The 12,466-nt window shown below is 66.5% G+C and carries 11 protein-coding genes; 9 read left to right on the top strand and 2 right to left on the bottom strand.

What is annotated here, in order from left to right:
* Positions 1-5 precede the first annotated feature (5 nt).
* Positions 6-1,193 (bottom strand): acetylornithine transaminase, encoded by a 1,188-nt coding sequence (locus KHO41_RS06135; protein ID WP_211952417.1) that lies wholly within the window; start codon positions 1,191-1,193, stop codon positions 6-8.
* A gap of 281 nt (positions 1,194-1,474) precedes the next feature.
* Positions 1,475-2,539 (bottom strand): CDP-6-deoxy-delta-3,4-glucoseen reductase, encoded by a 1,065-nt coding sequence (locus tag KHO41_RS06130; protein ID WP_211952416.1) that lies wholly within the window; start codon positions 2,537-2,539, stop codon positions 1,475-1,477.
* Positions 2,540-2,548: 9 nt separating this feature from the next.
* Here KHO41_RS06130 and KHO41_RS06125 point away from each other — a divergent pair, with 9 nt between their 5' ends.
* The 9 genes from KHO41_RS06125 to hutI all read left to right on the top strand — a co-directional run bounded on the left by KHO41_RS06125 (position 2,549) and on the right by hutI (position 12,463).
* Positions 2,549-3,526 (top strand): NAD-dependent epimerase/dehydratase family protein, encoded by a 978-nt coding sequence (locus tag KHO41_RS06125; protein WP_211952415.1) that lies wholly within the window; start codon positions 2,549-2,551, stop codon positions 3,524-3,526.
* A 310-nt stretch (positions 3,527-3,836) separates the two neighbouring features.
* A complete protein-coding gene (locus KHO41_RS06120; RefSeq protein WP_211952414.1) occupies positions 3,837-4,814 on the top strand; it encodes an ABC transporter substrate-binding protein in 978 nt (325 codons plus the stop codon).
* Between the two features lie 15 nt (positions 4,815-4,829).
* Positions 4,830-5,684 carry an ABC transporter permease gene (locus tag KHO41_RS06115; RefSeq protein ID WP_211952413.1) on the top strand — a complete coding sequence of 285 codons (855 nt, stop codon included), beginning with the start codon at positions 4,830-4,832 and terminating at the stop codon, positions 5,682-5,684.
* Positions 5,684-6,463 (top strand): ABC transporter ATP-binding protein, encoded by a 780-nt coding sequence (locus KHO41_RS06110; RefSeq protein ID WP_211952412.1) that lies wholly within the window; start codon positions 5,684-5,686, stop codon positions 6,461-6,463. The genes KHO41_RS06115 and KHO41_RS06110 overlap by 1 nt, the downstream gene beginning before the upstream one ends.
* A gap of 5 nt (positions 6,464-6,468) precedes the next feature.
* Positions 6,469-7,227, top strand: a complete 759-nt coding sequence (gene hutC, locus KHO41_RS06105) for a histidine utilization repressor (protein ID WP_211952411.1) — start codon at positions 6,469-6,471, stop codon at positions 7,225-7,227.
* A 79-nt stretch (positions 7,228-7,306) separates the two neighbouring features.
* Positions 7,307-8,887, top strand: a complete 1,581-nt coding sequence (gene hutH / locus KHO41_RS06100) for a histidine ammonia-lyase (RefSeq protein WP_211952410.1) — start codon at positions 7,307-7,309, stop codon at positions 8,885-8,887.
* A gap of 17 nt (positions 8,888-8,904) precedes the next feature.
* The gene (hutU, locus tag KHO41_RS06095) at positions 8,905-10,605 is read left to right on the top strand and encodes a urocanate hydratase (RefSeq protein ID WP_211952409.1); all 1,701 of its coding nucleotides are present in this window, start codon (positions 8,905-8,907) and stop codon (positions 10,603-10,605) included.
* Positions 10,602-11,195 carry a HutD/Ves family protein gene (locus KHO41_RS06090; RefSeq protein ID WP_211952408.1) on the top strand — a complete coding sequence of 198 codons (594 nt, stop codon included), beginning with the start codon at positions 10,602-10,604 and terminating at the stop codon, positions 11,193-11,195. Before hutU ends, KHO41_RS06090 begins: the two co-directional genes overlap by 4 nt.
* Complete coding sequence (gene hutI / locus KHO41_RS06085) at positions 11,192-12,463, top strand: imidazolonepropionase (RefSeq protein ID WP_211952407.1); 1,272 nt, start codon at positions 11,192-11,194, stop codon at positions 12,461-12,463. The genes KHO41_RS06090 and hutI overlap by 4 nt, the downstream gene beginning before the upstream one ends.
* Positions 12,464-12,466: the final 3 nt, after the last annotated feature.

The raw sequence follows: 12,466 nt of genomic DNA, 5'->3' as shown, positions 1-12,466 counted from the left end.
GCCGCTCAGGCCAGCTTCTTCAGCAGCGTACGCAGCATGCCGATCATCTGGTCGATCTCTTCGCGCGTCACGTTCAGTGCCGGCATGAAGCGCAGCAGGTTGGCGCGCGGAGCGTTCAGCAGCAGGCCTTCCGGTCCCATATCGCGCGCTTCCTCGACCAGTTGCGGGCCGATGTCCTTGCCAAGTTGCAGTGCGCGCAGCAGGCCTTCTCCGCGTTCGCCGGCCAGGCCAAATTCGCTGCTCAGCACCAGCAGTTGCTCCTTCAGGTACTCACCCTTGGCCTTCACATCGTCGAGGAAGCCCGGTGCGGTCAGCTGCTCGATCACGGCGCTGCCCACTGCGGTCATCAGCGGGTTGCCGTTATAGGTGCCGCCCTGGTCGCCGGCCTCGAAGCTGGCCACTTCGCCCTTGCACAGCAGCGCCGACAGCGGCACGCCGCCGCCGATGCCCTTGCCCAGCGTCATGATGTCCGGCTCCACGCCCGACAGTTCGTAAGCGAACAGCGTGCCGCAGCGGCCGCAACCGGTCTGCACTTCATCGACGATCAGCAGCAGCTTGTGCTTGTCGGCCAGCGCGCGCAGGCCCTGCATGAACTCGCGCGTGGCGGGGATCACGCCGCCTTCGCCCTGCACCGGCTCCAGCATGATGCCGACGGTCTTGTCGGTGATCAGCTTTTCGACCGAGGCCAGGTCGTTCAGGTCGGCCTTCGGGAAGCCCGGCACCTGCGGCGCGAAGATGGTGTCCCAGCCGGCCTTGCCCGACGCGCTCATGGTGGCGAGCGTGCGGCCATGGAAGCTATGGTCCATGGTGATGATCTCGAACGCGCCGTTCTTGTGCTTGCGGCCCCATTTGCGCGCGAGCTTGATCGCACCTTCGTTGGCTTCGGCGCCGCTGTTGGCGAAGAAGACCTTGTCGAAGCAGCTGTTGTCGGTGAGCTGCTTGGCCAGCTTGATCATCGGCGCGTTGTAGAACGCGGGGCTCGGGTTGATCAGCTTGCCGGCCTGCGCGATCACGGCGTCGGCCATGCCCTGGTTGGAGTGACCGAGGCAGTTCACTGCCCAGCCTTGCACGAAGTCCAGGTATCGCTTGCCGTTGTGATCCGTCAGCCAGGAGCCCTTGCCTTCGGTGAACACGAGTTCGGGCCGGTTGGTGATGTACATCAGCGATTGAACGGGATACTCAGCAAATGCCATGGCGGACTCCAGGGGTCGGCTTTAAACGATGGACGGACGGGATTGGGAACCGGAACAAAAACAAAAAGCCACGGGGGTTGCCCGTGGCTCGTTGACATGAACAGACGCAGTCGACGGTCAGCCGCGTGGCACCCCAGCGGGGAGCGACGTACGGAAGCTGCGGCGTCGGTTGAAGGTCATGTGCATGCGGGCAAATATAAGGCGCATGCGCCCGGGTGTCAAAACGAATTTTGGCAATCCCGGGCATTGTTGTGCTGACGGAACGGCTGGCGGGGCGCGCCTCAGGCCGCCGGTGCCGAGCCGGCCGGGTGCATATCGGCCTCGGACGTGAACGAGTCGGCGAAGAACGCGTCCTCATGCAGCTTGCACTGCTTCGTGAAATCGCCACGGGCAGCGTTGATCATCACCGGCGCGCCGCAGGCATAGACCTCGTGGCCCGACAGGTCGGGATGATCGGCGATCACGGCCTGGTGGACAAAGCCGGTGCGGCCGTTCCAGTTGTCTTCCGGCAGCGCGTCGGAGATCACCGGCACGTACTTGAAGTTCGGCAGGTCGCGCGCCCACTGCTCGCACAGCGCGTGCATGTACAGGTCCTTCGGCCGGCGGCCGCCCCAGTACAGCGTCATGGGGCGCGTGATGCCGGTGTAGGCCGCGTGTTCGACGATCGCCTTGATCGGCGCGAAGCCCGTGCCGGAGGCCAGCAGGATCATCGGCGCCTCGGATTCCTCGCGCAGGAAGAAGCTGCCCAGCGGGCCTTCGAAGCGCAGGATGTCGCGTTCCTTCATGGCCGGCGCGCCTTCCTTGGCGCCGAACACGTAGTCGGTGAACGCGCCGCCCGGCATGTGGCGGATATGCAGTTCGATCGGGCCGTCTTCATGCGGCGGCGTGGCGATCGAGTAGCTGCGGCGCTTGCCGTCGCGCAGCAGGAATTCCACGTACTGGCCGGCCAGGTACTGCATGCGCTCGGTGGCGGGCAGCTGCAGCTTGATGGCGATGACGTCGTCGGCCAGGCGTTCCAGCGAGGTGACGCGGCACGGCACCTTCTTGATCGGGATGTCGCCGGCGCCGTGCACCTCGCGGCATTCGATGGTGATGTCCGAGCTGGCGTTCGCGCAGCAGAACAGCGCGCGGCCTTCGGTTTTTTCCTGTGCGGTCAGCGCGGCCGGGGCATGATCGCCCTGTACGATCGAGCCTTCCAGCACGCGGCCCTTGCACGAGCCGCATGCACCGTTCTTGCAGCCGTAGGGCAGGCCGATGCTGTGGCGCAGGGCGGCGCCCAGGATGGTTTCATCGTCGGCCACTTCAAACTTGTGGCCGCTGGGCATGACGGTTACTTGATAAGCCATAATCGATCTATGAGCCAAATTCTTACGAAGCTGCAGCCAGCGCGCCGTCCGCGCCCAGCCGTTCGTCTGGGCCGCCCGCGCCTGTTGATCGTGGGGTGCGGGGATGTGGGGACGCGCTGCCTGCGTATCCTGTCGGCGCGCATGCGTATTTTTGCCGTGACGTCGCAGCCGGCGCGCCGCGCGGAACTGCGTGCGGCCGGCGCGGTGCCGCTCGTCGCGGACCTCGACCGGCCAGCCACGCTTGCGCGCCTGCGCGGGCTGGCCAGCCGCGTGCTGGATCTGGCGCCGCCGCCCGGAACGGGCGAGGGCGATCCGCGCACACGCGCCTTGCTAGCCACCCTGCGCCGCACCGCGTGGCGCCGCAGCCGGGCGCATGCCGGCGAGCCCGTCATTCTACCCGACCGGCAAGGCACCCGGCCGGCCTTTGTCTATGCCAGCACTTCGGGCGTCTACGGCGACCGGGCTGGTGCGCGGGTGGCGGAATTCGCGCGCGTACGCCCCGAAACGGCCCGCGCGCGCCGCCGCGTCGCGGCCGAGCGTGCCGTGCGCAAGTTCGGCCGTAGTGGCGGCTGGCGTACCAGCATCGTGCGAATCCCCGGCATCTACGCCGAAGATCGCCTGCCGGTGGCGCGGCTCAAGCGCGGCACGCCGGCCCTGGCGCCACAGGACGACGTCTACACCAGCCACATCCACGCCGACGACCTCGCCCGCACCATGGTCGCCGCGCTGTTCCGCGGCCGGGCCCAGCGCATTGTCCACGCCAGCGACGACACCGAGCTGCGCATGGCCGATTACTTCGACCTGGTTGCCGACCGCCGTGGCCTGCCCCGTCCGCCGCGGATCACGCGCCAGCAGGCCCGCGAAGTGATCGATCCCACGCTGCTCAGTTTCATGAGCGAATCGCGCCGCCTCGACAACCGGCGCCTTAAACGCGAGCTGCGCCTGCGGCTGCGCTATCCGACCGTCGCTTCCTTCTTTGACGCCTGATCCGGGCGTGCGTTGCGCCGTGCCGTTTCAGGCACGGCGCTTGCGTTCCTGACGACTCGTCGCTTCCTGTCTATACAGCAATCGGTTTTTTGCACCGGTGCGGGGCAAGTTGCCCGCGCGCCAGTCGCTGTCCGACTGTGCGTCCGGCCGCGCATTTGCCAAAAAAGCGCCTGATATGGCGCTCGTAGCGCTTCATTGCCTCGGGCAACTACTACATTGACTTGTATATACAGGATTGTAAAATCTCCGGAACCGAGCACTGCCACAAGCATGGCGCTGCCGCTGACGGACAAACCAAAGGAGCTTACCAATGAGGATTCAGAGCCGGATTGCAGGTCAGGCCGCCATGCGCATGGCCCGCGTGTCGCTGTTGGCAGCGGTTGCCATGGCCGGCGCTGCCCATGCCCAGACCACGCAGGTCACGCTCGGCATGAGCGGCTGGACCGGCTTCGCGCCGCTGACGCTGGCCGACAAGGCAGGAATCTTCAAGAAGCACGGTCTCGACGTGGACATCAAGATGATTCCGCAGAAGGACCGCCATCTGGCACTGGCTTCGGGCGCGATCCAATGCGCCGCGACGACCGTGGAAACGCATGTCGCCTGGAACGCCAACGGCGTGCCGATCACGCAGATCGTGCAACTCGACAAGTCCTACGGTGCCGACGGCCTGGCCGTGCGCGCCGACGTGAAGAGCTTTGCCGACCTGAAGGGCAAGACCATCGGCGTCGATGCGCCGGGTACCGCGCCGTATTTCGGGCTGGCCTGGATGCTGAAGAAGAACGGCATGACGCTTAAGGACGTGAAGGTCACCACGCTGTCGCCGCAGGCGGCCGCGCAGGCCTTTGTGGCCGGTCAGAACGACGGCGCCATGACGTACGAGCCGTACCTGTCGACTGTTCGCCAGAACCCGGACAAGGGCAAGATCCTGGCCACCACGCTCGACTACCCGATGGTGACCGACACGCTCGGCTGCGCGCCCAAGTGGCTCAAGGACAATCCCAAGGCCGCGCAGGCGCTGGTCGACAGCTATTTCGAAGCGATCGAGATGATCCGCAAGGAGCCCGAAAAGTCGAACGAGATTATGGGCGCCGCGGTCAAGCAGACCGGCGAGCAGTTCGCCAAGTCGTCGGCCTACCTGCGCTGGCAGGACCGCGAGGCCAACCGCAAGTTCTTCTCGGGCGAGCTGGCCAGCTTCAGCAAGGAAGCCGCCGGCGTGCTGCTCGACATCGGCGTGATCCGCCAGGTGCCCGACGTGACCACGCTCTACGACGCGCGTTTCCTGAAGTAAGCAGGAGTTGATGTCATGGCGCAAGTTCAAGTGAGTTCCCCCGCGCCGGTGGCCATGGCCGCCAAGGCAGGGCCGGCGCGTCGCCGGCATCCGTGGCTGTCGCCGCTGGTGCCGGTGTCGCCACGCGCGCGCTGGGTGCTGGGGCTGTCCTTCTTCGTGCTGTTCTTCGCAGTGTGGGCCGTGGTGACGCTGGGCGGCTTCGTGCCGCGCACGTTCCTGGCCGATCCGGCGACCATGGCGCGCGAAGGGCTCACGCTGTTCACGCAGTACAACTTCATCGGCGATATCGGCATGACCGTGTGGCGCGTGCTCGGCGGCTTCGTGCTGGCGGCGGTGCTCGCGGTGCCGCTTGGCATCCTGATGGGCGCGTACAAGGCGGCCGAGGCGTTCTTCGAGCCGTTCGTCTCGTTCTGCCGCTACCTGCCGGCCTCGGCCTTCATTCCGCTGCTGATCCTGTGGGCCGGCATCGGCGAAACGCAGAAGCTGCTGGTGATCTTCATCGGCTCGTTCTTCCAGATCGTGCTGATGGTGGCGGTCGCCGTGGGCGGCGCGCGCAAGGATCTCGTGGAAGCCGCCTATACGCTCGGCGCCAACAGCCGTGGCATCGTCAAGCGCGTGCTGATTCCCGGCGCTGCGCCCGAGATCGCAGAGATCCTGCGGCTGGTGCTCGGCTGGGCGTGGACCTATGTGATCGTCGCCGAGCTGATCGGCTCGTCCTCTGGCATCGGCCACATGATTACCGACAGCCAGGCGCTGCTGAACACCGGGCAGATCATCTTCGGCATCATCGTCATCGGCTGCATCGGGCTGGTGTCCGACCTCGTCTTCAAGCAGGCCAACCAGCGCCTGTTCCCGTGGAGTTCGATCTGATGAGCGCACTGTCCATCCAGCAGGTCTCGCGCACCTTCACCAACCCGCGCGGCGGCCAGACCCAGGCGCTGTTGCCGGTCGATTTCGAAGTGCGTGACAACGACTTCGTCACCATCCTCGGCCCGTCGGGCTGCGGCAAATCCACGCTGCTGCGCATTGTCGCTGGCCTCGACACGCCGACCGGCGGCACCGTGCTGCTCGACGGCCAGCCGGTATCCGGCCCGGGCGCCGACCGCGGCATGGTGTTCCAGTCCTACACGCTGTTCCCGTGGCTCACGATCGAGCAGAACGTGCGCTTCGGCCTGCGCGAGCGCGGCATGAGCGAGGCCGAGCAACGCGAGCGCAGCGACTTCTTTATCCAGCGCGTGGGTTTGCGCGGCTTCGAGCATCACTACCCGAAGCAGCTCTCGGGCGGCATGCAGCAGCGCACCGCGATTGCGCGCGCGCTGGCCAATGACCCGAAGATCCTGCTGCTCGACGAGCCGTTCGGCGCGCTCGACAACCAGACCCGCGTGCTGATGCAGGAATTGCTGCTCGGCATCTGGGAGGCTTCGCGCAAGACGGTATTATTCGTGACCCACGATATCGACGAGGCCATCTTCATGGCCAACCGGGTGGCGGTGTTTTCCGCCAGGCCGGGTCGGATCAAGAGCGAGATTGCGGTCGATTTTCCGCATCCGCGCCATTACACGATCAAGACGTCGCCGGAGTTTTCCGCGCTCAAGGCGCGGCTGACCGAGGAGATCCGCGCCGAGGCCATGGCCGCGGCCGAGCACTGAACGCCATGAACCACGCCGTCGGCAACGCCAGTCCCGCTTCCTCTCCCACCGCGCTCTACCAGCAGGTGAAGGAGTACATCGCCCGCCAGATCCAGAGCGGCGCGTGGCAACCGGGCGACCGGGTGCCGTCGGAGCAGGAACTGGTGACCCGCTTCGGCGTGTCGCGCATGACTGTCAACCGCGCGCTGCGCGAACTGTCCGAGCAGGGCAGGGTGGTGCGCGTGGCCGGCGTGGGTACCTTCGTGGCCGAGCACAAGCCGCAGTCCACGCTGCTCAGCGTGGTCAACCTGCAGGACGAGATCCGTATGCGCGGGCATGACTATGCCTGCGACGTGATCCTGGTCGAGCGCGTGGCCGCGTCGATCGAAGTGGCCGCGGCGCTGGAGTTGCGCACGGGCGAGTCGGTCTTCCACTCCGTCTGCGTGCACCGCGAGGACGGCGTGCCCGTGCAGCTCGAAGACCGCTACGTCAATCCGCGCGTGGCACCCGATTTCATCACCCAGGACTTCAGCGCCATCAAGCCCGGCGAGTACCTGCTGCGCAATGTGCCCTACGACCAGGTCGAGCACGTGGTCGACGCCATCTCCGCAACGCCCGAACAGGCCGCGCAGCTGGAAATGCCGCCGACGCAACCTTGCCTGATGCTGACACGCCGCACGTGGACCAACGGCGTGCCCGTGACCTTTGTGCGTTGCCTGCACCCGGGCAACCGATACCGCCTCGGCAGTCGCTTCCGCGCCGACGGCAATCCCGCTTTCGGCTGATTTCCGACAGAAGTCATCCATCTCACCCAAATTTTGTTCTAAGCTGTATAGACAGGAACATACAAGACAGGAAACACTCATGAGCGCCAGCCAAACCAACCAAGCCTCCCGCCCGCTGCTGACCCTGAATCCGGGCCAGGTCACCTTGGCCGACCTGCGCCGTATCTATCGCGGCGAAGTGCGCCTGGAGATGGCCGACTCGGCCTGGGCCGGCGTACGTGCCGCACAGGCCACTGTGCAGGACATCATCGAGGCCGATGCCGTGGTCTACGGCATCAACACCGGCTTCGGCAAGCTGGCGCAGACACGCATTCCGAACGACAAGCTGGCGACGCTCCAGCGCAACCTGGTGCTGTCGCACAGCGTCGGCACCGGCCCGGACCTGGCCGAAGACGTGGTCCGCGTGATCCTGGCGATCAAGGCGGTGAGCCTCGCGCGCGGCCATTCGGGCGTGCGTCCCGAGATCATCGAAGCGCTGCTCGCGCTGGCCAACCACGGCGTCACGCCGTGCATCCCGGCCAAGGGCTCGGTGGGTGCCTCGGGCGACCTGGCGCCGCTGGCGCATATGTCTTGCACGCTGATCGGCGTGGGCGATGTGATCGTCGATGGCCGCCGCGTGCCGGCTGCCGAAGGCCTTGCACACGCCGGCCTGTCGGCGTTCGAACTCGGCCCGAAGGAAGGCCTGGCGCTGCTCAACGGCACGCAGGTTTCCACGGCGCTGGCGCTGGCCGGCCTGTTCGCCGCCGAAGATACCTTTGCTGCCGGTCTGGTGGCCGGCGCGCTGTCGCTTGAAGCCATCAAGGGCTCGGTCAAGCCGTTCGATGCGCGCATCCATGAAGCGCGCGGTCAGGCTGGCCAGATCGCCGTGGCCGGCGCGGCGCGCGCGATGCTCGACGGCAGCGAGATCGTCGATTCGCACAAGGCCTGCGGCCGCGTGCAGGACCCGTACTCGATCCGTTGCCAGCCGCAGGTGATGGGCGCTTGTCTCGACAACCTGCAGCACGCCGCGCGCATCCTGCGCATCGAAGCGAATGCCGCCTCGGACAATCCGCTCGTGTTCCCGGAGCAGGGCGATGTGATCTCCGGCGGCAATTTCCACGCCGAGCCGGTCGCGTTCGCCGCCGACATCATCGCGCTGGCGATTGCCGAGATCGGGGCGATTTCCGAGCGCCGCCTCGCGCTGCTGCTGGACACGGGCCTGTCCGGTCTGCCCCCGTTCCTCGTGCGCGATGGTGGCCTGAATTCCGGCTTCATGATTGCGCAGGTCACCGCGGCGGCGCTCGCATCGGAAAACAAGTCGCTCGCGCATCCGTCGAGCGTGGACAGCCTGCCGACGTCGGCCAACCAGGAAGACCATGTGTCGATGGCCACATACGGCGCACGCCGCCTTGGCGATATGGCGGCCAATACCGCGGTGGTGGTCGGCATTGAAGCGATGGCCGCCGCGCAGGGCATCGAATTCCATCGCCCGCTGAAGTCGTCGCCGCTGGTGGAGCAGGAACTGGCCCGCATCCGTGCGCGCGTAGCGTTCGTTGAGGCCGACCGCTACCTGGCGCCGGATATCGAAGCGATGAAGCAGTGGGTGGTACAGGGCGATGCGGGGGCAGGTTGGCCTGCTGCCGTCCGCGACATCCTGCCGACGAATACCAAGAACGCCTGAGCGAGGAGAGATTCCCCATGAACGCCCACGAATCCCAATTCCTTCAGCGCGGCCAGCGCGAAATCCGCGCGCCGCGCGGCACCGAGCTGCACTGCAAGAACTGGCTGATCGAAGCGGCCTACCGCATGATCCAGAACAACCTGGACCCGGATGTTGCCGAGCGCCCGCAGGACCTGGTGGTCTACGGTGGCATCGGCAAGGCCGCGCGCAACTGGGAATGCTTCGACGCCATCCTTGACAGCCTGCGCCGACTCGGCGAGGACGAGTCGCTGCTCGTACAGTCCGGCAAGCCGGTGGGCGTGTTCCGCACGCATGCCGATGCACCGCGCGTGCTGATCGCCAACTCCAACCTTGTGCCGCACTGGGCCAACTGGGACAAGTTCAACGAACTCGACCGTGCCGGCCTGATGATGTACGGCCAGATGACCGCGGGTTCGTGGATCTACATCGGCACGCAGGGCATCGTGCAGGGCACGTACGAGACCTTCGTCGAAGCGGGCCGCCAGCATTACAACGGCGACCTGTCGGGCAAGTGGATCCTGACGGCGGGCCTGGGCGGCATGGGCGGCGCGCAGACGCTGGCTGGCGTGTTGGCCGGCGCATGCGTGCTCGCGATCGAATGTCAGGAGTCGCGCATCGATTTCCGCCTGCGCACGCGCTACGTCGACAAGAAAGCCACCACGCTCGATGAAGCGCTGGCGATGATCGCCGAAGCCACGCAGAAGAAGGAAGCCATCTCTGTCGGGCTGCTCGGCAATGCCGCCGATATCGTGCCCGAGCTGGTGAAGCGCGCGCAGGCCGGTGGCATGCGCCCGGATATCGTCACCGACCAGACCTCGGCACACGACCTCGTCAACGGCTACCTGCCGCAAGGCTGGACCGTCGACCAGTGGGAACACGCGCGCCAGCACGATCCCAAGTCGGTGGAGGCCGCCGCGCGTCCGTCCATCGTCAAGCATGTGCAGGCGATGCTTGCCTTCCAGCAGATGGGCGTGCCGACCGTCGACTATGGCAACAACATCCGCCAGGTCGCGTTCGACGAGGGCGTGAAGAATGCGTTCGATTTCCCGGGCTTCGTGCCGGCGTATATCCGCCCGCTGTTCTGCCGCGGCAAGGGTCCGTTCCGCTGGGTCGCGCTGTCGGGCGATCCCGAGGACATCTACAAGACCGACGCCAAGATGAAGGAGCTGTTCCCCGAGGACAAGCACCTGCATCGCTGGCTCGACATGGCGCACGACCGCATCGCGTTCCAGGGTTTGCCCGCGCGCATCTGCTGGGTGGGGCTGGACGAGCGTCATCGCGCGGGTCTCGCGTTCAACGAGATGGTGAAGTCGGGCGAACTGAAGGCGCCCGTCGTGATCGGCCGTGACCACCTCGACTGCGGCTCGGTCGCTTCGCCGAACCGGGAAACCGAGTCCATGCGCGACGGCTCCGATGCCGTGTCCGACTGGCCGCTGCTCAACGCGTTGCTGAACACCGCCGGCGGCGCGACGTGGGTCAGCCTGCACCACGGTGGCGGCGTCGGCATGGGTTTCTCTCAGCATTCGGGAGTGGTGATCGTCTGCGATGGCACCGACGCCGCCGCGAAGCGCATCGAACGCGTGCTGTGGAATGACCCGGCCACCGGCGTGATGCGTCATGCCGATGCGGGGTACGACCTTGCCATCGAATGCGCGCACGAGAAGGGCCTCAACCTGCCGATGGTGAACCGCTCATGACCCGCTTCGCACTTGACTCGATGGAACCGACGCCGTGGAAGAACGGCGGCGGCACTACGCGCGAAGTCGCGCTGTGGCCACCCGATGCCGGACTCGACGACTTTGCCTGGCGCATCAGCATCGCCGATATCGCGGCGGACGGGCCGTTTTCCGCGTTTGCGGGAATCGACCGGCAGATCGTGCTGCTTGACGGCGCAGGTGTGCAGTTGCGCGCTGCCGATGGCAGCTTTGACCACCGCCTTGACGCTGTCGGCGAGCCGTTCGCATTTTCGGGCGACGTGGCCGTCGACGCCACGCTGATTGCCGGTGCCACGCGAGACTTCAACGTGATGGCGCGCCGCGGCGTTTGCCGCGCGAACGTGCATGCCATGCGGCACGGCTTCTCCTTCAACTCGGGCGAGGATGCCGTGGCGCTGTTCGTGCTGCGCGGCGCGTGGCGTGATCCCGGTGCGAGCCAGATGGAACCGCTGCTCGCCAATGAAGGCGTCTGGTACCCGACCGGCGTGACCGCGGCATTCCATGCGCTCGCACCGCTCGAAGACGATTCACTGTGCCTGTGCATCACGCTGGAAACGGAGACTGACCAATGAACGCGCCCCTCGCTTCGGGACGCCCCGACATTCAATCCGCCGACGGCGTCTGGCATCGTTGCCACTTGCTGCCCGATGCCGATCCCGACCATGCCGTGCGCGACGCAGCGCTGGTTGTCGAACAGGGCCGCATCGCGTGGCTTGGCGCCGAAGCGGAATTGCCCGCGGACTATCGCAGCCTGCCGCGCCACGATGCGGGCGGAGCATGGGTGACGCCGGGACTGGTCGATTGTCATACGCACCTTGTCTACGGCGGCCAGCGTGCGGATGAGTTCGCGATGCGCCTTGCAGGCGCCAGCTACGAGGAAATCGCGCGCGCCGGCGGCGGCATCGTGTCATCGGTACGCGCCACGCGCGCGGCCGACGAAGACACGCTGTTTGCACAGGCCGCTGCGCGCCTTGCGCCGCTGCTGGCGGAAGGCGTGACGGCCATCGAAATCAAGTCGGGCTATGGCCTCGAACTCGAAGCCGAACGCCGCCAGTTGCGTGTCGCGCGCCGTCTTGGCGAAGCGTTCGGCGTGTCGGTGCATACGACCTTCCTCGGCGCGCATGCCTTGCCGCCCGAATACGCGGGCCGCGCCGACGATTACATCGACCTCGTCTGCAACACGATGCTGCCGGCACTGGCCGAAGAAGGACTGGTCGATGCGGTCGATGCGTTCTGCGAATCGGTCGGCTTCTCGCTCGCGCAGACCGAGCGCGTGTTCGAAGCCGCCGCGCGCCATGGCTTGCGCGTCAAGCTGCATGCCGAGCAACTGAGCAACCTCGGCGGCGCTGCGCTGGCCGCGCGCCACCATGCGCTGTCGGCGGATCATCTCGAACATCTGGACGAAGCCGGCGCCGCTGCCATGGCCGCCGCGGGTACGGTGGCAGTGCTGCTGCCGGGCGCCTATTATTTCCTGCGTGACACGAACCTGCCGCCGATCGCGCTGCTACGCCAGCATGGCGTGCCGATGGCGATCTCGACGGATCACAATCCGGGTACCTCGCCGGTCACATCGCTGCTGCTGATGATGAACATGGCCTGCACGCTGTTCCGCCTGACGGTGCCTGAGGCGCTCGCCGGCGTGACCACGCACGCGGCGCGCGCGCTCGGCGCAGCGGACCGGCATGGAAAGCTCGCAGTCGGACGCACGGCGGATTTCGTGCTGTGGCGCGTCGAGTCACCGGCGGAACTGGCTTACTGGTTCGGCCGCAACCCTGCCGCGGTGGTCGTGCGGCAGGGACGCATTCATCCAGCGCCGTCGCAGCACGGCGGGAGGGCATGAGCG

Source organism: Cupriavidus numazuensis (genome assembly GCF_905397435.1).
Classification (GTDB): Bacteria; Pseudomonadota; Gammaproteobacteria; order Burkholderiales; family Burkholderiaceae; genus Cupriavidus; species Cupriavidus numazuensis.
The sequence above is the reverse complement of the archived record's forward strand: the minus strand, read 5'-3'. Positions and strand labels throughout refer to the sequence as shown.